The organism is Planctomycetia bacterium (assembly GCA_021413845.1).
Taxonomy (GTDB): Bacteria; Planctomycetota; Planctomycetia; order Pirellulales; family PNKZ01; genus PNKZ01.
On the sequence record JAIOPP010000052.1, the window covers coordinates 16,833 to 36,182 of the forward strand.

Below are 19,350 nucleotides of genomic sequence, written 5' to 3' on the forward strand. Positions count from 1 at the left end.
CGAAGCGGCGTTGCCGTTGCTAGAAGCGCTCGGCTTTCGGTTCGGGCTCGACTTCGATGACGCGATCCAGATCACGCCCCCGAAGCGGCTCACGCCGGCCCACGTCGTGGCGCTGCTCGAAGGGCACTACGGGCCGATCGGCAACGTGCTCCGGCGACGGTCGAAGCTGCTGAAGCAGCAATACTTCGGCGGTCCGCTGCACGGCCGACGGCATGGCGAATCGGGCTGCTTCTCCCGAGCGCTCACCGTGAAGCTCGGGCCGGCGAAGTGGGCGGCATACACGCTCGACGACGAAGACCGCGCGATCTTTGCCGGCGAAACGACGTCAAAAAGAAGGCTCGCGACCTGTGCGAAGCGATGTTCGACCAACTCGTTCGCCAGGGCCGCATCAAAGCCTACTTCAGCGGCTAGCCGCGGGCCGGAGCTACTCGATGAAGTGGCGCGACAAATAGAACTGGTTCGATTGCAGGATGTTGTAGAGCCCGCTGTGCCGGTTGACCTGCACGTAGCAGACCTGACCCGAAGGAATCGCGTGCTCGACCGAGCCGCCCCACATCTGAAAGTAGACCGGGATGACGCGGCCCGTCGAGATGAGGCCCCCGTCGGCGGTCTCGGATTGCACCTCGGCGTCGGCCCCGTACGACGTCGGCGTGACCTCGTCCTGAATGATGACGGGAAACGGCTCGTTGTGAAAATGCCCGAGCCGCACGAGCGCGAGCCGCCGGCCGTCTGCGACGGCACCGGGAATCGGCTCGTAATCGGCATACAGAATCTCCGCGCCGCCGTATTCGCGCACCACGAGCTTTTTGCACTTCGCCGTCTTGCCGGCTTCGTCGTCCCCTAGCTCCGGATCGGAGTCGGCCGGGTTGACGATGTCGGCGTACGGCCGGCCGTACCACGTATACGTGGCGACGTCGACCCAGGCGAGCGAGACCCCGGAGATGACGGCCGTGCCGAAGCCGTCGACGGCGAGCGGCTCTTGCAAAATGCAGAACTTGCCGATCTGGATCGGCCAATAGGGGGCGTCGACGTTGAAATACGGCCGCTCGAGGAACGACGCCGTAACCGTGCCCCCATAGGACGGATTGAAGACCGCTTGCGACCCGGACGGGAGCGAGATCGCCACCGCCATCACGTCGAACCGCTTGCGGGGGAACCCGCTCGCGTTCTTCACGCGAATGATGTTCTGGTTCGGCAGCTGCCGTCGATCGTCGCGCTGCGGCGGCCGCTTGCCGGCCCGCCGCTCGCGCACCATGTCGATCAGCTCGTTGAGGAGCGGAGCCGTAAGCACCTCTTCGAGATCCTGCCCCGCTTGCACGCGCTTGAGGTCGTCGCCGGCCATGTTAGTTCCCGATCCCGAGGGCTGCGAAATCCGCGAAGTAATACACCCGCTCGACGTTCACCTGCAGCGGCCGCGGGACGATCTGCTTGGCGGCGCCATCTTCGAATTTTTCGTACTGCACCCAAAGATAATCCCAGCCGAGCTTCGCGTCGACGACGATCGGCCCGATCTGGATGTTCGTGAGGTTCGGCGAGCAATCGAAGTTGAACGTGATCTCCCAGCGGCTCTTCTCCCATTGCGGGCTGCCGCTGCAGCCGACGAACAGCACCTCGCCCGGCGCGAACGTCTTGAACTGCGTCTCGTTGACCTTGCCGACCAGGCCGGCCAGCGTCTTGAGATAGAGGTCGTTCACGCGGTTGAGCGGGAAGTAGACCGTCTTCGAGAAGCTGAGCTTGCCGGTGACGATGTCGACCCCTTTGACCTCGCCGTCCTTGTCGACGCCGATCGCTCCCTGGAAATCCGCGGGATCGACGATCGAGTCGCTTGCGCGGAACTTGCCGATCGTCCGCAGCGCCTGCGTGATGTGCGTCGTTTCCCCGGAAACGTTGAAGCTCATCTGCTCTTGGTTGTCGTCGGGGTCGGGCACGCCGTACTGCACGCTGCCGCGCCATTTACGGCGGCCGTCCGGGTCGCACGACCAATCCTTGCGCACCAGGTTGTGAAACGCCGTCGGGAAGATCAGCGGCGTCGCTTCGATCAGGAGCGTTTCCGCCAGCGCGTGATCGGCGGTGCCGAGAATGTTCCAGACGACTTCGGCCGACGGCGTCGCGCCGCCGACGATCCGCCGGCTGGCGACGTCTTCGATCAGTTGCGGCGGACGGATTCTGGGAACGTTGACGGCCATCGGTCACCTCCATGCGATACGACGAAAACGATTACCTGCCGACCTTGGCTTTTTCCGGGGGCGTTTTCTTGCCCGTGTTGTTCGCGGTCCGGAGCGTGTTGGCCGCGATCTTGTCGAGCTCGCCGGAAGAGTTGAGCGCCTGCGCCGCCGTGGCCCCGTTGAACGTGCCGACGGAAAAGACCTTCGCTTGGTCGACGGCGGTTTGAACTCCCTTGCCCGCAGCCTGTTGGTATTTCGCGAGCGAGCTCGGCACATGCTTCGCTTCGGTCGCCGCCTCTTTGGCGTCGGCGACCGACTTCGAGAAGTTCGCCCGCGTCTTCTCCAGTTCCTTCGTGAGCGCTTCGATCTTCGCGTCGTGCGCGCGGTCGACCGAGGCCTTCGCCGAGTCGCGTGCCGACTGCAGCGCCGAGGCGCGATCGGCCTGCGCTTGCTGCGCTTCGCCGGTCCGCTCTTCGTTGCTCATGCCCATCTGCCGATCGAACTCGCGGCTCTTCGCGCCGAGCGTGTCGCTCGTGGTCGCGTCGATCTGCCGGAGCTCTTCGCTGACGTCTTGCCCTTTGATCCAGCCGACGAAGCGGGTCCAGAGCTTGCTCATGCCGCCGACGAGCGCCGTCCACCCCAGGCCGATGCCGGAGGTAAACGCGATCCAACCCTTGTAGAGGTTCGGAAACGACGCCGAGAACCAGGTCTGGAACCCGCCCCAAATGTCGCTGAGCCCTTCGATGGTGCCGAAGAACAGATCGAGGCCGGTCTTTTCGATCCACGCCCAGCCGTCGTGCCAGAGCCCCTGTACGAACGCCAGGCCGCGGGCGAACTCCAGCTTGATGAATCCCCAGGCGATCGCCGCCGCGCCGCCGAGGTCGCCGGTCGAGAGCGCCGCCGCCATGCCGCCCCAGGCTTCCTTCGCATCGCCGGCGACGACCGCGAAGCCGCGGCCGAGTGCGGCGAGCCCCCGTTGCCCGATCTCCGTTTGCGAGAGGAGATACGTGACCGCGCCGCCGACGGCCAGCACGCCGGCGACGACGAGCCCGATCGGCGACAGAATCGCACCGAGCACCGTCGCCAGGACGGGCAACGCCCCGGCCACGAAGCCGAGCGTGCCGGCGACGGCCGAGAGCGCGTAGCCGAACGCGATGAGCGCGGCCCCGCCGGCGACGAGGGCGAGGCCGATTTTGAAGATCGTAACGACGAGCCCGCGGTTGTCCTTCACCCACGCCATGACTTTCACGAGCAGCGACGACACCTCGGTCGCGAAGTCCATCAGCGCCGGGAGGAGCGCGGCGGCGAGACCGTTCGACGTTCCCTTGAGCTGCGACCAGAGCTTGTCGAGCATGTCGCCGAATTCTTCAGCCCCCGCGGCGTCGGCGGTCGACATCTCGAGGCCGGCATCCCGCGCCGCTTGCTGCAGCTCGGTGATGCCCGCCGCGCCGTTGTTCATGAGCGGCAACAGGCTCGTCGCGCTCTTCCCCATGACTCCCATGACGGCCGCGGCCCGCTCGCCGGGATCGGCGATCGACGCCGCGCCGTCGGCGATCATGCGGAACTGCTCGTCGGGGGTGAGCCCCTTTAGTTTTTGCGCGCTGACTTTGCAACGCTTGAGCGCCTCGGCCGCGGAGTCGGAGCCGTGGGCTGCGTCGGCGATCGCCTTTTGGGCTTTGCGCATACCCCCTTCCAAATCCTCCATCGAAGCGCCCGATTGTTCGGCCGCGTACTTCAACGTCGACAGCTGCTCGACCGAGGCACCGGTCCGTTGGCTCATGTCGACCAGCGCGCTGCCGGCCAGCGCGAAGCCGGTCACCATGCCGAGGATCGGCGTCGTGAGGGCTGCGCCGGCGGCGAAGATCGTCTTACCGACGCTCCCGATTCCGCTCGCCCATTTCTGTACGTCGCGCGAAGCCGACTTGAGACCGCGAACGAGCTTCGACTTGTCGGCGAAGAGTTCGAGATAGGCGCGGCCTGCGCGGATCGCTCCGGATTTTCCCGCCATGACTATTTCTCCGGCAGACTGTCGAGGTAGCGATCGAGGGCCTTCTCATCCGCGCGGCGATCGCGGCGACGCCGCTTTTTCGGCATGAAGTCGCCGTGCTGAAACGGTTCCTTCTTCTTCTTTGCGTCGCGGTGGCAGTTGGCGAGCAGCTGCAGAACCTGCGCGACGAAGCCTTGCGCGTGCAGACTCTTGCCGCGCACCATCGTCAGCAGCTTCCGCAGCGTGTACGGTCCGGGATCTAGCTCGAGGACCCCGGCGGATTCCCAAATGAGCCGATCCACTGTTGCGCCAGTTGCGCGGCATCGATCTTTGCGAGGTCGGCGTTTCCTCTTGCGGCGGCGAGCTGCACCGTCTGATCGATCACCGCCTCCAGCTTCTCGATCACGCCGCGCGCGGTTTCGCGCACGCGGCGGTCGCGGAAAAAATCGGTGATCGCCAACGCGACGGCCGAGCAGCCGTGCGCCAAAGCGTCGCCCAGCAACCGCTCGGCGAACTCATCCGCCGGCACCTCTTTCGCGAGGAGCTGCTTTTCGAGAATGACGCAGAGGACCTGGCCGAGCAGCAAGTCGTCGTAATAGAGCCGGCGCAGACCCTCGAACTCCTGCTCGACGGTGCGACGAATGTCGTATTGGAGCTCGTCGATCAGCCGTTGGACCGTGTTGACGTTGATCGTCACGACCCATTCGTCGCCGCGGGCATCTTTGAATTTTCGCGCGGGAGGCATGTTCCCCTCGAGCGCCGTGGTAATGACTTCGGACATCCGTGTCCCCTAAAAAAAGCTGTCTGGATCCGACCCCTGACCTCTGACCCCCGACCTCTGCATTACCCCGCCTTCTCGCGCACGCAAACGTCGGCGAACGCTCCCTTGCCGAGCGTGCCGGTGCCGGCCGAGATCGCGACGACGACTTCGAGCACGTCGTCGGCGACGCAGTTCTTCGCGGCGATGTCGATCGTGGCGGCGAGCGTCGCCCGTGCGGCGAGCGCACTGGTGATGACGAGCGGGGCCGTGAGAACCGTCGTGCCGTTCTTTTTCAAGTCGATCGTGATCGTCGAATCGCCGATGCAGGCGATCACGTTGCCGGCCTCGAAGCCGATGATCTCGCCGACGGCCCGACAGCGATGCACGAACCGCGCTTCCGCGACGGCCGTCGCGGCGCTCGCTTGTGCGTAGGGCACTTGATGCTGATGTTGGAGCTTGGCGGCCGAGATGTCGGCGACGTCGGAAACGTGCGAATCCGCGACGCAGCCGGCGCTCAGCACGAACTCGCCGGCGTAGAGCGTGCCGTCGATGATCACGTTGCCGGGAATCCTCGTCGGAAGCGGGCTGGACATGGCGAAACCTCACAACGAACTAGAAACTGGAATAAAATCGCACCCGTTCTTAATCAAAAATTCGCAGCGGCCATCCGCAGCGGAGCGGCGCTGTTCACGCCGCTCCGCGCGGGGGCCACGATCGCTTACGCGAGCGCCGTCGTGACGCGGGTCGGCTGGGAGTCCGGGTCGCTCGGCACGATCTTGAGCGAGAGCTTCCCGGCTTCTCCTTCCGGATACTCTTCCGACCAGCCCATCACGATCCCCTTGAACTTCATCGCCTTGCCGCTGGCGACGTCCTTGGTCGCGCGGCAGACGACGACGAACAGCTCGGTGCCGTTGTCGTACGAGTCGCGCAACAGAGCGATGTCTTCGCCCGAATCGTCGGCGTCGAGCAGCTTGTCGAATTCGACGCTGTAGTCCTTCGCCCCTTGGCCGTGAACCTTGTAGGCCAGGTCGCGCGCTTCGGCGACTTGGTCGTCCGCTTCGTCGTTGGTCGTGATGTCCTTCGTGCGGCGGATCACGACGAGATCGGCGGCGGTGAACGCCTCGTCGGAGATGTAGATGCGAGCCCTGCGGCCCCAGCGAATTTGCATTGTCCTAGCCTCCTTGCTAAGTGGTGGTGAATCAGTCGGCGTACGGCCGCGCGAGTTTGTCCTTCTCGCGCTCGAGGGCGGGTCGCATGAACGGGTTCGTCTCTTCGAGCGTCGTGAGCACGTGGCTGTCGCCGAGCAGCTCGGGCCCGACGATCACGGCTTGCGCGTCGGGTTCGTAGGCGAAGAACAGCCGGTCGTAGACCAGCGGACCTTTCGGATGGTCCTTGTCCTTCTTGTGCCGATGCGGCGGTTTCCCCTTCGCGGCGGCCCCGTCCTTGGAGCGCATCGAACGCCGCGAAGAACGCCGCAACAGCGCGCCGTCGGCGCTGAGCGTGCGCCGCGTGGCCGGATCGAGGGATTGTTCGACGAAGGCCTTGTCGAAGAACGTGCGCGATTTATCGATCGAGATCCCGATCATGCGTCGTCGTCCTCCGGCTGGAGGCGATCGACGCGGAACGTGCAGCGGACGATCGCAATGAAATGATTGTGCTTGTAGAGCCGGTCGTGGTCGTATTGCGGCGTGAGATCCGCATCCGTGAGCTCGAACGCCGCGAGCTGCTCGTCGTCTTCGTCGGCGTCGAGCAGGAAGTCCCGGACGTTCTCGGCGAGCTCGACCAGATCGTCGACGTCGTCTTCGAGCGTTTCCCGGGAAACGCGTTTGAGGATGCCGATCTCGACCGTGTGCTCGGTGCCGACCGTGTCCCGCGCGAGCTTGGAGCTTTCCTGCGCGGCGGCGGCGACCCAAACGCGGAGCGTCTCGTCGATCAGCTTGAGATCGAGCAGGATCTTTCGCTCCGGCTCGAACGTCGTGAGCGCGAACGGGCACGGGTCGAGCGCGAGCCCGGCTTCGAGCTTCGCGACGACGGCCAGCGCCAGTTGTTTCGAGATGGAAGCCATGGGTACCTAGCTCGCGCCGGTGATTTGCCCGTTGACGATCGTGAAATTCGTGTAAGCGCCGGAGCCGTTGAAGCCGGCCGAGCCGACCAGATAGCCCGAGTCGTTGGTGAGCGCCGAAACGACGGTCGGGATCGACGGCTTGCCGGTGAGGTCGCTGTAGTCGCCCGTGGACGCAACGGCCGCGAGCCCGAGGTTTGCACGTGCCGTGATTGGGGCAGCAATGCCCGATAGATTGTCAGCCTTAAGGAAAACCTCCGACGCTCCCAGCAAAGCAGCGCTGCCGAGTCCAAGGATGCCCCGAGCCGTCGGTATGTTGCCGAGGTCGGCCAGGTTGGACGATGGGTGCATGACACCGGTGAGCGCCGAGCCATCGGCCGTGATACTCCCGAACGTCACGTCGCTGGCGGTTCCAAGCCCGATGTTCGTGCGCGCCGTCGCAATGCTCGCGAGATCATTGAGATTCTCGGCGACCATCAGAACGCCGAGGCCCGCCGGGATCTTCGCCGTCCCATTGAGCTGCAGCACGTTGTCTGCATCCACGCCGACGTCGAGCAGGGCGGCGGTGCCGAACGCCGGTTTGTCTTCGATGTCGTCCCACGCGACGTCGCCGCCACCACCCGGCAGGTTCGTGAGCTGCGAACCGTCGACCGCCGGCAGCTTGGCGTCGGCGTCGAGGCGCACGACCTTGAGCGCCGTCGTGCCGACGTCGAGCGCGGCCGCGGTGCCGAGCGTCGGCTTGTTGGCGACGACCGACCAATCGGGAGTCACGTCGGCGCAGAGAATGTACGAGGCTTCGAGCGTCTTCGAGCCGGTCCCCTTATAGACCCACCGCTGCCCGTCCGTCGTCGTGACGATCGCCCCGGCCGTGACCGCCGTTTGCTGACCGGCGTCGAGGTTCGCGATTCCGCCGGTCGAGATGACTTGCACGCCGCTGAACAGCACGCCGATCCGCGCCGGGTCGAGCGTGCCGGTCGTGATCGCCGCGGCGTCGTGCGTGTGGCTGGAGGCCGCTTTGCCGTTGATCTGCGTTTGCGCATCCGACGACAGGTTCGCGATGTAACCCAAGATCGTCGTCGAAATCGACGAAGCGCTGACCTTACCGTCGGCGTCGGAGAGCAGCACGCGCGAAGCGGTGAGCCCCGCGATTCCGACCGCCAGCATGAGCTGCAGCTTCGTGACCTTGTAGTCGACCCCGGCATGATGGATCAAAAATAGATCGCCGTCGGCGGTCGCCGCTCCGAGGAGCGCCGCGAGATCGGGTAAGGTTTTCGTGTCCGCAGGCATGTGCCACCTAACTAAGCAAAAGAACCGAGCCGTCCGAAAGTCCGAGCGGCGAGCCGTCGAACAGTTCCAACCAGATGTCGTCGACGTAGGGCGTAGCGATCCGCTCCACGCTCTCGTCCGCGTCGCTTTGCCGGAGAATCAGCGAGACCTTCGCCGCTTCCGTTTCGGGGAGCTCTTCCGGCCAGCCGAAGACGTACGCCCGAAACCGCATCCCTTTGCCGCACGCGAGTTCCTTCGCGTTGCGCGTGACGACGACGTAGAGCTCGCTCCCGAGATCGAAGGCGTTGCGGAGCAGCTGCACGTCGTCACCGGTGTCGAGCGCTTCGAGCAGCTTCTCGCACTCGATGAAGATCTCTTTCGCTCCCGCGCCGTGAACCGTCCCGCCCCAGTCGCGCGTTTGCGCCTGCAGCGTGTCGGCCTCGTCCCCCAGCCGGATGTCCTTGCAACGCCGCACCGGCACCAGGCCGGCATCGGCGAAGCCGACGTCGGAGATGTAGAGGCGAGCTTTGCGGCCGAACGAAATGAGGGACACGTCTGAATTCCTGAGTTACGACTCCACGCTCTTCAAGCAACCGTCTCGCTGACTAACTTCGTGTGGCAGCGCCACACCGTGCGGCCGCGATCCCAAAAACGCTTCGACGGATCCTGGCCGAGCGGCAGCAGCTCGTAGATCGCGACCGTGTCGCCGTTGGTCTCGACGATTTGGTCGCCGTCGAGCGGCTCGACTGCCTCATCGTCGAACCGATAGTCGGCGCGCTTGATGAGGTAATCGCGGCTCTCTTCTTCGACCACGAACGACTCGGCGGTTTGGATCTCGACCTTCGAGCTGCCGATCGCCACCGGGACGTCCGACGTCGACAGCTCACCGCGGCGGAGCTCGACCGTGACATTCGTAGCCCGTTGAGCTGCGGAGATGGCGGCGGCGGCGGCGAGGTTGAACAGCGACATCGGACGTTTCCCCGGAAATGGATCGAGCAGGGGTCAGGGTTCGGGGGTCAGTGGGTCCGAGGTTTTCACTGACCCCTGACCTCCGACCCCTGACCCCTTCCGCTTACAACAGCGCTTCGAGCGTCATGCTCGAGGCGGACGCGTCGCCGGTCGTGCTGCCGGTCGCCTTGCAACCGATGTAGCGTTTGACGTCGACCGGCAGCCGCACGGTCGCCGAGGCGGTGACGGCTCCGATGCCGCCCGCACCGGTTTGCACGATCACGTCGGTCATCAACGTGCTCGGGCTGGAGAGATCCGAGTTGTCCGAATGGACGATGCTGTATTTCATCGTCTTGGCGTCGGCGAGCGGCGTGACGCCGAGCGCCGGAGCGGTGAGCTTGAATTCGACGGGGGCGACGAAGTCCCCTTTGCTGCTCAGCCCGAGATCGATCGCGTCGGAAGTGGTCGAAGCCGCGCCGTTCGGCAGCACCTTGGTCACCTTGAGCAAGGCGTCTTTGAGTCCGTAACCCATGATCGTGTTCCTCGATAAGAGGGAAGTTCGTGTGAGTGAAAACGTCGGGGACCGGGGAAGGTTTTCGACGTGGTGCGTTACGAATCGACGACTAGAGGTCGATCGATTCGATGTTCGAGATCGCGTCGCTCGGAACGAGCGGGATGCCGTCGTAGTCTTGCGGCAACGGCGCTTCCTTCCCGGTCTCGGTCGTCGCCGTGCGGCTGCGACGGAGCTGGCCGAGCGAACGGCGCGAAAGGAAGATGACGTCGGGCTTGATCCGCGTCGGGAATTTTTCGAGCAGCTGCGAGAGCAGCGTGTCGGTCAACATCTTGCCGGTCTGCTCGGTGAGGTTCTTGATCCGCGCGACCGACTGCAGGCTGCCGACTTGCAGGCCCGGGTAGGCTTGCATCGTCTGCACGTAGCCGTCGAAGCGCTTCGTGGCGTCGGCCGGATCGGTGAGCGATTCGACGCGGACCGGGTTGAGCTCGAACTTGCCGTTCTCCCCCATGACCCACTGCACGTTTTGCGGACCGAACTTCACGGCCCAGACGCTCGAAGCGGTGTTGGCCGTCGAGCCGGTCGCGTCGACGAGCATGTTCGTCGAGTCGTAGGCCTGCAACAAACCGGGGAACGCCTTCGAGTTGCCGAACGTGGCGTTGTAGCCGTAATAAAACGCGCGGCAGAGAGCTTGCAGCTCCCCTTCGAGCGTTCCTTGCGCTTCGTTCGCTAAGAACGCTTCCGGGCCGTCTTCATCCGAATCGGCGACGGCCTTATCGCACTCGAACCGCGGCTCGAGGATATAGGTCTCGACGATACGGTTTTCGTAGGTGTGCTTAACCGAAGTCGAACCTTCGTTGGCGCTGCGGAACGAGCCGGCCGTGTTGCCGAGCGCGGTCCGGACCAACGTCTTGTAGAGCCGGCCGGCGATCGTGCGCGCTGCGCCGACGTTGGCGAACTTGCGACCGCTCGAAAGATCCATGCCGGTCATTTCGACGTTGGACTTCGAGGTCTCGTCGATCAAGCCGACGAGCGCATCGCTGCCGTTGCGTTTCGCGATGTCGAGTAAAGTGGTGAGCATCTGACGTTCTCCGAGTAAAAATCGTGTGGTTCGGGAGAGACGTCGCGGACTGGGGAAAAGCGCCCGAAGGCGCTGGTGAACTCAAAACGTGCGGCTTACTTCTTCGCCGCGGTGAGGCTCTTCAGGCCGAGGCCGGCCGCGTAGGCCGACATGCCGGTCGAGAGCTTGCCGCTGAAGCGCGCGGCGTCGTCGCCGGTCTTCTGGCCGGCGTCTTTCGCATCCGAGCCGCCGGTGACCGGAGCCGCTTCGCCGCGCAGCGTCTTGTTGACCTGCGTGAGCGTGGCGACTTGCGTCTTCAGATCGGTGACCTCGCTCGTCAGGGCGGCGATCCGACGATCCTTCGCCTCCTCGAAGCTGAGCCCCTCGGCGTACCAGACGCCTCCTTGCGGACCGAACGCCGTGATGAAGCGTTTGCCCGGCGGTTCGACGGCGTTGGCTTCCGCCGCGGGAGTCGTCGGGGTCGCCGCGACGGCCGTCGCCGGCGCGGCGGCTGCCGCCGTGGTCGTCGTCGGCGCTCCGGCCGTTGCGGCCGCCGCGTCGCTGGTGCTGGTGGTGCTCGAAGCGGCGCTAGCCGGAGCGGTATTGACCGACATCGGAGTCTCCTTCCCGGTCGCAACGCGACCGCCTGTCGTAGAGTTGGCCCGCTGTTGAATGGCGGACGTTAAAGCGCTCATCGCGGCATCGAACGATTCGATGCCGTCGATCAGGCCGAGTTTCAAAGCGTTCTGCGCGACGAACACACCGCCCGTCGCGACCTGCTTGACTTGATCGGGCGACATCTTGCGCCCGGCACTCACGGCGTCGGCGAAGTGCTGTTGCGTCTGATCGACGATCGACTGGAGATACGCGTCCTGCTCGGGCGTGATCGCCGCGCCGGGGAAACCGGCTCCCTTGAGCGGACCGGTCGCATAGACCTTCGCCTTCATCCCCTTCATCGCGGCGGCGGCGCTGGCGTCGTAGGTGCCGATGAAGGTGCCGATCGAGCCGATCAGCGCGGTGTTGTCGTTCGCCGTGAAGCGTTCCGTCTGACTGGCGACCCAGTAGGCTGCGCTCGCGACGAGATCTTCGCCGAAGGCATGCACCGGTTTCTTGAGATTGGCGGCGCTGACCGCGGCGGCGAGGTCGGCGGTACCGGCGACGGATCCGCCCGGCGAATCGATCACGAGCATGATGCCGCCGATCGTCGCGTCGTTCGCCGCTTGGCTGATGTCGCGCTTCAATTGAATCGTCGAGCTCGACGAATCGAGCGACGACTCCTGTTTCATGAGCGTGCCGGCGATCGTGATGACGGCGATCTGCAGCGGCGACTGCGCATTCGGGCCGGCGACCGCGAGCGTCTTCATCTTGCTCTGCACCCGCCGCGTCCCTGCGGCGAGCACATGAGCCAAGAGGTCGGTGTTGGCGCAGCGATCGAACAACGCCAGGCCGCGCGTCGGTTCGATCGACCAGAGGCCGCAATACTCATCGAGCCGCGCGAATTGCACGCCCGTCAGGTCGGCGATCGGTTCCGCGCTGAGATTAAGCTGGTGCATTGCTGAACTCCTGAATGGTGACCGCCCCGGGCTCGACCAAGCTGTGCGGTAGCTTCAGGTCTTTGCGATAGGCTTGATAATCCGCCTCTTCCTTCGCCAGCGCGTAAGCGTCTTTGCCGGAGACCTTGCAGATGGAAGGCGTCGAATCGAAGCCGCCGTTGCGGGCCGCGATGCTCGCGTTGATCTCCTTCAACGGGTCGATCCACGGGATGCCCGTCGAGACCCACTCCCATTCGAGCGCGTCGAATTCGACGCCGGCCGGCAACGTGAGCTCGCCGTCGGCGATCGCCAGCGCCAAGCGCCAGCGAGTGAGCGCGTCGAGCAGCTCGCGGTTGTCGCTCCGCTTCGACTCGGCGCTGTCTTCGTATTGCAGGAGCGCCTGCCGGCCGCCGCTGTAGTTCGTGAACGACTCGTCGTAAAACGTGTACGGGATGTCGAGCGACTTGAGCGCGACGGCGATCGACGTGTTGACGAACTGCTGGAACTCGACCGAAGGGGACTTCGATTCGAGGAATTCGGCTCGATCGCGGTCCTGCAGTTCGAGCTTGATCGGACCGCCGCCGAGATCGACCTTGTATTTCCCTTCGGCGTCGTCGGCCTCTTCCCCTTCTTCGGCCTCCTCCTCGTCGTCGGCGTCCGACGCGCCGGGCAACGTCACGCCGATGTCTTCGCTCACGTTCGAGAAGATCGCCAACGCGAACAACTGCGCGACCTTCATCTTCGCCAGCGCCAGCTCGCCGCACTCGTAGACGTCGCGGAGCGAATTCAAACCGGCCGCGATCGGGCTGATGCCCCGGTATTGATCGAAGCGATCGAAGTAGCCGTGCAGGATCATGTTCTCGATCGGAATGACCCGCTCGAACTCGAACCCGTCCCCCTTCGGCTTTCGCTTGCCGACGGCGTAGGCGAGCGCTCCGCCGGCCGTGTCGACCTGCACCCCCTGGACCCACGCGTCGCCCTCGGTCGAGCCGGAGAAGTTGCGGATCCGATCCCCTTCGACGGCCTGCACCTTCTTCGACGCGAGCTTCACGACGCCGACGTCGCCGTCGAGCGTGCGGCTCGCCTCGGCGATGCGGATCCAACGCTTGAGCGGATGCCGCCGCGCGACGTCGAAGTTTTCCTTCTTGCCCCAGTTCCGCACGAACTTCTCCAGCACGTCGTCGAACTCGCCGTTGCCGGTCGACGCTTTGAAGGTGAAGCTCGCGACGTAGTCGAGGTGCTTCCGAATCGCCCAGGCGGCGATCGCCATGTTGCGGCGGCAGTCGCGGCCGAGCGTGAGGAGCTGCGATCGCTTGTCGGCCGGCAGCTCGTTGTCTTCGCTCTTCGTGGAGACCGGCACCGAACGCCGCTTCTCGGTCTTCTTGGCGGCGTCGTAGCCCGCTTGCCGCGGGTCGCCGCTCGTATCGTTTCCGGGGAAACTGCCGCCGAAGTACTTCCGCTCGATCGACGCGTTGAAGCGGTTCGAGTTCTTACGGGCGTCGGCGGCGGCTTGATTCGCGAAGGCGATCATTAGGTGCGCCTCAACGAGATGGTCGAGACGCGCGGTTTGCGGCCGTTCTCGCGAGCGACCTTCGCCTTCCAAAATTCGTACTTCGCTTCGACGTCGCTGAGCGCTACCGTGACGCCGTCGATCGTCGTCGACGCGAGCCCTGCGCTTTCGAGCAGGACCGCTTCGAGCTTCGTCACCATATTTTCGGCGAACGTAGCCATGTAAAACCGCACCGGGGCGACGATGTGAAGCGTCGCCCCGGTGTTCCCCGGTCCGCGACTAAGCGATCGGCGAACCTAGGTGCGAAGTGGTGCAATGCCGCAGAGCAATTCGCGCGGAATATATTGTCGATGACATTAAAACGGGCTAACGTCGGACGCTTACTCGTCTTCGGTTTTTCGATTTTCGTAGGCTCGATCGAACCGCACCTGGCCGCAGGCGCTGCAGGTGCAGCGGCGGCGCACGATGTGGGTGTACTGCGTGCCGTCCGGCCGAACGCCGGAGAACTCCTGCACCTCGGGCGTGCCGAAGTAGGCCGAGCGCTCCGTGCTCTGGCACTTCTTGCATTGCGACGGCTGCACGTCGACGGTCGATTTGATGTTGGCGGCTCCGGCCGGGCGACCGGCGTTCTTACGTTGCGACATGAAACGAACTCCTAAATCTTGAGTGACGAAACGGATCCCTTGCGCCGCTTCTTCTTCGGCGATCGCGGCGCATGTGTTTTCTCTCCGACCGAGCAGCCGCGAATCGACGCGGCGACGCGGCAACCGACGATGTTGTCCCAGTGATCGTTGTCGGGACTGCCGGGGTTCTCCTTCCAGACGTCGACGACGCGACCGCTGGCGACCCCTTTCAAACGGGTTCGATATTCGGACGTGCAATGATCGGCCAGCAACCGTTGATCGGTGCCGGGCTTGCCGTGGAACACGAGCGAGCCGGGGTTGCCGGGGACGGCCATCAGCGCGTCGGCCGTATCGCTCTTCCAATAGTTGGTGTCGATCGTGACGGATTGGATGCTGAGCTTCTTGTTCGGGCCGATGAGCCAGTGATCGCCGATCAGCTCTCCCTGCTTCTCGGGGAACTTATCCATCGGTGCCTTGTCGGGCCCGATGCCGCGACCGGCTGCCGGGCAAACCAAGCCGACGAACTCGGGCAGCAGGCAGACTTCCGCGACGACGGCCTGCATCGCGCCGTCGGACCAGTCGACGAGGATGAGCTCGAAGTTCCGCGCGACGCCGTCTTGCCGCTTCCAGAGCCGCGGCTTCGGCCAGCTCTTCGGCCAGTTCTCCGACGTGCGGCCGAGCAGATGGCGCAGGAGATCGATGAGCCCGGCCTTGACCGCCGCCTTCGGCACGGCGTTCTTGTAGAGATCGGCGAGCTTCGGGCTGGCGCTGCGCTTCTGATAGTAGGTGCGATTCTGATCCGGCCACGTGCCGTGATCGACGAGCTCGCCGCTGAGCCGGCGATCGCAGGCCAGCGCGCCCCAATAGAGAATCGAGTGCATGACGTCGACGTGCGCGACGAACGTCGTCGCCCCGTTGGGAATGACGCCGCGCGGCAGGCCGCTCGTGCGGAACCGGAGCAGCTTCGCCTGCAGCTCTTCGATGTCGCTGCCGTCCTGACGCTGCGGTTGATTCTGATATTCGGCGTAGAAGACTTCTTCGTTTTGGAAGAAGAGATTCAGCGCGAACTGCAGGGCCGAGGCGCAGCCCGGTTTGCGATCTTCCCAGGCGACGTGCGCGCCGAGGTCCATCGCTTTACGATTCTTGAGATAGAACTTCGCCTCGCGATCGTCTTTAGAGTTGGCGAGGAAGCGTTGCTCCTGCAGGCGCCGGTATTCGCGCCAGAGCTCCATGTTCTTCGGGAACGCATAGAGCAGCTTGTAGCGTTTCCCTTGCCAGTCCGGGTACTGCTCCGGGTCCAGCAGCCGATCCGCGACGTCGCCCGGATAGATCACGGTCATCGCCGCGTAGATCTTCATCACGTTGCCGGGCCCGGCGAGACCGCGGACGTCGGCCTCGATCAATTCGAGCCGCTCCTTCACGCGGTCGGGATTGCGCGCCGACTTCTTCGTTTGCGGATCGTCGAGGAACGCGAAGTCGGGCCGAGCGCCGTCGACGTTCAGGCCGCGGATCGCACCGTCGAGCCCGCTCGCGGCGAGGATCGTACCGGAGGCCTTGCTGCCGGGAATGCGCGGCAGGATGATCCGATCTTTGCCCCACTCCATCCCCGTCGGCTCGTCGTTGTACGTCAAGCCGTTGCAACGATTGGCGATGTTGCCGACCTTCCGGACCGCGACGCAGACCTCGGGATAATCTTCGAGCAGCTTGTCGTTCGTGAGGAGCTGCGTCTTGACGTCGGCCAGCAGTCCGACGCCGAGCTTCTTGATCGCTCCGATCAGCACGCCGAACTTGATCGCCCCTTTCAGAATGCCGAACAGCACGCCGGCCTTGCCGATCGTCGACTTGCCGCCGCCGCGCGGCATGCAACTCGGGAGTTGTCCGCCGCTTTCGAGCACGGTCTGCAGGTCGCGTGCAATGTCTTCGAGGTCGGGGGACCAACCGAAGCTAAACCAGTGCGCAAGATACGTGTCGCACCAGAGGCGTAAGTTCTCCTCGGCGGCTGCGCGCCGGGCCGGATCTTTCACCGGCGGCAGCGAGCCGATCTCGCGGCCGCTCTTGCTCTTCTCCTTGTTCCGCTCGTTCTCGCGTTCCTTCTTCGCCTCGTAGCTCTCGACCGACGACCGCGACGCGCGAACCGTTTCCGCGGAAACCGTCGGGAAGTGCAGCTCGCCGCCGAGCCAGCCGGCGTAGCGTAAGAGATCGATCGTCTTACCGTCGCCGATCCGCGTGCCGGCCCGCATCCGATGACGGCGCATGCGGCCGTCGTCGAGCACTTGGCCCGCGGCCGTCGAGTTCAGGATCCGGCAGAGTTCGGCCGGTTTGAGTTTGCGAGGATCGGTTGCCACGTCCCGAATAATCGTTACCAGCGCCGCTGCCGCCGCCGCGATCGGATCACGAGCCATGCGTCTCGCCCTCCGAATCGCAGCGCGCACGCCGAATGTGAACTACGGTTTTCGTAGCCTGCATGCTGTTTGCTCAGCGTGTGGGTTAGAGGACCGTCGCAGCGTCAACTGCGGCGGTCCTCGTCTTTGGTTACTCGACCTGGCCGGCAAGCCAGGCCGTGTAATGAATCAAGTGCATCGTGCCGTCGCCGTTCCGCGGGGCCCCGCGGGCGACGTCGTCGCGGATGTGCTGCTCGGTGATCAGCTTTCCGCCGGCCTTCGTGAGCAGCTCGGCGAGCTGCTTGGTCGTGAGCGCCGTCGCGGCGGCGGTGTTGGGTTTCGTCATGCCGCCCGCTTCGAATTTTTCGGTTTCGGTTTCGTCTTAGCCGTCGGCTTCTTCGGCTCGTCGGCCGCGGGCTCGCGCGTCGCCTTCTTGCCCGTGAATTCTTCCCACCGCCGCACGATCACGTCGCAATAGAGCGGGTCGAACTCCATCAGGAACGCGTGTCGCCCGAGCTGCTCCGCTCCGATGAGCGTCGAGCCGCTGCCGCCGAACAGGTCGAGCACGTTCTCACCGGGCTTCGACGAGTATTGCATCGCGCGAGTCGCGAGCTCGACGGGCTTCTCCGTAAGGTGAACCATCTTCTGGCCGGGAACCTTCTTCACGCGCCAAACGTCGAGCGGCGAGTTGAAGACGTTCACCGCCACGCCGTCGTCGGATTCGAGCTTCACGACGCGCAGCCTTCGATCTTCGCTCGGCGGAAGCACGTCGACGCGAGCACCGTCTGCGGCTTCGAGCCGCACTCCCTTGCCGATCTGGCACGAGCCTTCGGCCACGCGCGAGAGTTCCCACGTGTCGGTCGAGGTCATCGCGCCGAAGAAGCGATGGTTCTTCCCGGTCCAGCCGTAGGAGCAGAGCTCGAAGTTGCCGTTGAAATCTTTGCGCGACAGCGCCGGGTGCTCTTTAATCCACACGATGACTTGCGCGAGATGTACGCCGACGCTACGGAGCGCGCGAGGATAGTTCTCAAGATTGACGTAACCGCCCCACAGGTAGAACGCGCTGCCGGGTTCCAACGCGTACGCCATATTGCCGAACCACTTCAACAACACCGCGTCGAAATCTTCGGCCGACATCGAGTCGTTGGTGAGCGGCCGATCTTTGGCGCGTTGCTCGAGACCGCCGCCGTTCTTCACTCGATCGCTGCGCGGTTGGACCGCGACGTTGTACGGCGGATCCATGTGCGCGAGTTGCGCCTTCTTTCCGCCGAGCAAACGGTCGACGTCGGCCCGCGAGCTGGAGTCGCCGCATAACAAACGATGGTAGCCGAGGACGTAGAGATCGCCGCGCTTCGTCTTCGCCTTGGAAGGCAGCGGCGGAACGTGATCGGGATCGGTAAGCCCGTCGAGCGGTCCGACGTCGAGCATCGCGGTAAGAAATTCTTCGCTGAAACCGAAGTCGGCGAGCTCGAACTCCTCCTCGCCGAGGTCGGCCACCTCGAGCGCGAGCTTCTGCCAGTCCCATTCGGCGAGCTCGGCGGTGCGGTTGTCGACAAGCCGAAGCGCTTTGACCTGCGCTTCGCTGAGATCGGCCGCGACGTGAGTCGGAACCTTCGTCATGCCGAGCTTAATCGCCGCGCGAAAGCAGGTGTGACCGCAGATGATGACGCCGTCGGCGTCGACGACGATCGGTTTGCGGAAGCCGAACGCCTTGATCGAAGCGGCGACAGCATCGACGGCGGCGTCGTTGATGCGCGGGTTCTGTTCGTACGGCTTAATCTCGCTGATTTTTCGATCGACAATCTTCATCGAACCGTCTTTCCGTTCGGCTATGAGCGCCGGCAGGCCTACCCAGGCCAAACGGGGCGTACAGCGGACAACCAACTGTGTCTAACTCTCGGACCTCATTGTGTGGCCTTAGGAGCTTTTAGGCCCAGGAGGGACCCGTTCGCCCAGCGCCGGCGGCCATATGCGCCGGCTGTCAGCGCCGGCGAGCCTGGGCCTGGCCGGCGTGTGAGCGGACCAGGCTAGCGCAGGAGAAGCGAGAACGTTCCCGCGCCGTACCAGATCGCGGCGAACGTGCCCATGACGATCATCGTGCTGATAAAACCTGTGAAGCCGGCCGGTGACTTACCGGGTCGGCCTTGGAAGTCGCTATCGACCGTGACGAAGAACATCGCGATCAAGATCAACACCGAAAGAATCTGACAAAAGAACTGCATCGCTCGACTCCTTAAAAGCACCGACCCCGGCCCGCGCATCCCTGCGCGAGCCGAGGCCATTGGTGGTGTCTTGAAACCGCTTCAGACCGGCTCGCGCCATTTGTCGACGACCTTCGGCAGCGGCCCTCCTAACTGCTTCTTGAGCAGCGCACGAGCATCGCCCGGCGTCGGTGCGATCACGCTGTAGTACATGCCGTCGCTGAACCCCGAGCCGTCGCAAAACACGAAGAAGAACTTGAACTGCTTTCGCGGCTTAGCGCGCCTGAGCATTCGAGTTGCAAAACACATGGCATCGGTCCCCGGTAGGTATGGCAGTTTGGGTA

24 protein-coding genes are annotated in these 19,350 nt (G+C 64.3%); all 24 read right to left on the reverse strand.

Features of this window, described 5'->3' with window-relative positions; all coding sequences use genetic code 11:
• Nucleotides 1-19: 19 nt before the first annotated feature.
• The gene (locus K8U03_09190; GenBank protein ID MCE9605059.1) at nucleotides 20-214 is read right to left on the reverse strand and encodes a hypothetical protein; all 195 of its coding nucleotides are present in this window, start codon (nucleotides 212-214) and stop codon (nucleotides 20-22) included.
• Nucleotides 215-424: 210 nt separating this feature from the next.
• Nucleotides 425-1,342, reverse strand: a complete 918-nt coding sequence (locus K8U03_09195; GenBank protein MCE9605060.1) for a hypothetical protein — start codon at nucleotides 1,340-1,342, stop codon at nucleotides 425-427.
• A 1-nt stretch (nucleotide 1,343) separates the two neighbouring features.
• On the reverse strand, nucleotides 1,344-2,186 hold the full coding sequence (locus tag K8U03_09200) for a hypothetical protein (protein MCE9605061.1): 843 nt from the start codon (nucleotides 2,184-2,186) through the stop codon (nucleotides 1,344-1,346).
• A 31-nt stretch (nucleotides 2,187-2,217) separates the two neighbouring features.
• A complete protein-coding gene (locus K8U03_09205; protein ID MCE9605062.1) occupies nucleotides 2,218-4,173 on the reverse strand; it encodes a hypothetical protein in 1,956 nt (651 codons plus the stop codon).
• 2 nt (nucleotides 4,174-4,175) lie between these two features.
• On the reverse strand, nucleotides 4,176-4,454 hold the full coding sequence (locus tag K8U03_09210; protein ID MCE9605063.1) for a hypothetical protein: 279 nt from the start codon (nucleotides 4,452-4,454) through the stop codon (nucleotides 4,176-4,178).
• Nucleotides 4,412-4,933 (reverse strand): hypothetical protein, encoded by a 522-nt coding sequence (locus tag K8U03_09215; protein ID MCE9605064.1) that lies wholly within the window; start codon nucleotides 4,931-4,933, stop codon nucleotides 4,412-4,414. Before K8U03_09215 ends, K8U03_09210 begins: the two co-directional genes overlap by 43 nt.
• Nucleotides 4,934-4,995: 62 nt before the next feature.
• Complete coding sequence (locus K8U03_09220) at nucleotides 4,996-5,505, reverse strand: hypothetical protein (protein MCE9605065.1); 510 nt, start codon at nucleotides 5,503-5,505, stop codon at nucleotides 4,996-4,998.
• Nucleotides 5,506-5,630: 125 nt separating this feature from the next.
• Entirely contained in the window at nucleotides 5,631-6,080 is a 450-nt protein-coding gene (locus K8U03_09225; protein MCE9605066.1) for a hypothetical protein, read from the reverse strand.
• 31 nt (nucleotides 6,081-6,111) lie between these two features.
• Nucleotides 6,112-6,498 (reverse strand): hypothetical protein, encoded by a 387-nt coding sequence (locus tag K8U03_09230; protein MCE9605067.1) that lies wholly within the window; start codon nucleotides 6,496-6,498, stop codon nucleotides 6,112-6,114.
• A complete protein-coding gene (locus tag K8U03_09235; protein ID MCE9605068.1) occupies nucleotides 6,495-6,977 on the reverse strand; it encodes a hypothetical protein in 483 nt (160 codons plus the stop codon). The genes K8U03_09230 and K8U03_09235 overlap by 4 nt, the downstream gene beginning before the upstream one ends.
• 6 nt (nucleotides 6,978-6,983) lie before the next feature.
• On the reverse strand, nucleotides 6,984-8,261 hold the full coding sequence (locus K8U03_09240) for a hypothetical protein (protein MCE9605069.1): 1,278 nt from the start codon (nucleotides 8,259-8,261) through the stop codon (nucleotides 6,984-6,986).
• Nucleotides 8,262-8,268: 7 nt separating this feature from the next.
• Nucleotides 8,269-8,793: a hypothetical protein gene (locus K8U03_09245; GenBank protein ID MCE9605070.1), complete on the reverse strand. Its 525-nt coding sequence runs from the start codon at nucleotides 8,791-8,793 to the stop codon at nucleotides 8,269-8,271.
• Nucleotides 8,794-8,825: 32 nt separating this feature from the next.
• Nucleotides 8,826-9,209 (reverse strand): hypothetical protein, encoded by a 384-nt coding sequence (locus K8U03_09250; GenBank protein MCE9605071.1) that lies wholly within the window; start codon nucleotides 9,207-9,209, stop codon nucleotides 8,826-8,828.
• Between the two features lie 103 nt (nucleotides 9,210-9,312).
• The gene (locus K8U03_09255; GenBank protein MCE9605072.1) at nucleotides 9,313-9,720 is read right to left on the reverse strand and encodes a hypothetical protein; all 408 of its coding nucleotides are present in this window, start codon (nucleotides 9,718-9,720) and stop codon (nucleotides 9,313-9,315) included.
• A 91-nt stretch (nucleotides 9,721-9,811) separates the two neighbouring features.
• Nucleotides 9,812-10,780, reverse strand: a complete 969-nt coding sequence (locus K8U03_09260) for a hypothetical protein (protein ID MCE9605073.1) — start codon at nucleotides 10,778-10,780, stop codon at nucleotides 9,812-9,814.
• Between the two features lie 95 nt (nucleotides 10,781-10,875).
• Nucleotides 10,876-12,312 carry a S49 family peptidase gene (locus K8U03_09265; GenBank protein ID MCE9605074.1) on the reverse strand — a complete coding sequence of 479 codons (1,437 nt, stop codon included), beginning with the start codon at nucleotides 12,310-12,312 and terminating at the stop codon, nucleotides 10,876-10,878.
• Complete coding sequence (locus K8U03_09270) at nucleotides 12,299-13,822, reverse strand: phage portal protein (protein MCE9605075.1); 1,524 nt, start codon at nucleotides 13,820-13,822, stop codon at nucleotides 12,299-12,301. Before K8U03_09270 ends, K8U03_09265 begins: the two co-directional genes overlap by 14 nt.
• The gene (locus tag K8U03_09275) at nucleotides 13,822-14,022 is read right to left on the reverse strand and encodes a hypothetical protein (GenBank protein MCE9605076.1); all 201 of its coding nucleotides are present in this window, start codon (nucleotides 14,020-14,022) and stop codon (nucleotides 13,822-13,824) included. Before K8U03_09275 ends, K8U03_09270 begins: the two co-directional genes overlap by 1 nt.
• Nucleotides 14,023-14,181: 159 nt before the next feature.
• Nucleotides 14,182-14,445 (reverse strand): hypothetical protein, encoded by a 264-nt coding sequence (locus K8U03_09280; protein MCE9605077.1) that lies wholly within the window; start codon nucleotides 14,443-14,445, stop codon nucleotides 14,182-14,184.
• Between the two features lie 11 nt (nucleotides 14,446-14,456).
• Nucleotides 14,457-16,826, reverse strand: a complete 2,370-nt coding sequence (locus K8U03_09285) for a phage terminase large subunit family protein (GenBank protein ID MCE9605078.1) — start codon at nucleotides 16,824-16,826, stop codon at nucleotides 14,457-14,459.
• A gap of 130 nt (nucleotides 16,827-16,956) precedes the next feature.
• A complete protein-coding gene (locus K8U03_09290; protein ID MCE9605079.1) occupies nucleotides 16,957-17,151 on the reverse strand; it encodes a hypothetical protein in 195 nt (64 codons plus the stop codon).
• Entirely contained in the window at nucleotides 17,148-18,614 is a 1,467-nt protein-coding gene (locus K8U03_09295) for a ParB N-terminal domain-containing protein (protein ID MCE9605080.1), read from the reverse strand. Before K8U03_09295 ends, K8U03_09290 begins: the two co-directional genes overlap by 4 nt.
• 218 nt (nucleotides 18,615-18,832) lie before the next feature.
• A complete protein-coding gene (locus K8U03_09300) occupies nucleotides 18,833-19,027 on the reverse strand; it encodes a hypothetical protein (protein ID MCE9605081.1) in 195 nt (64 codons plus the stop codon).
• 81 nt (nucleotides 19,028-19,108) lie between these two features.
• Complete coding sequence (locus tag K8U03_09305) at nucleotides 19,109-19,315, reverse strand: hypothetical protein (GenBank protein ID MCE9605082.1); 207 nt, start codon at nucleotides 19,313-19,315, stop codon at nucleotides 19,109-19,111.
• Between the last annotated feature and the right edge of the window lie 35 nt (nucleotides 19,316-19,350).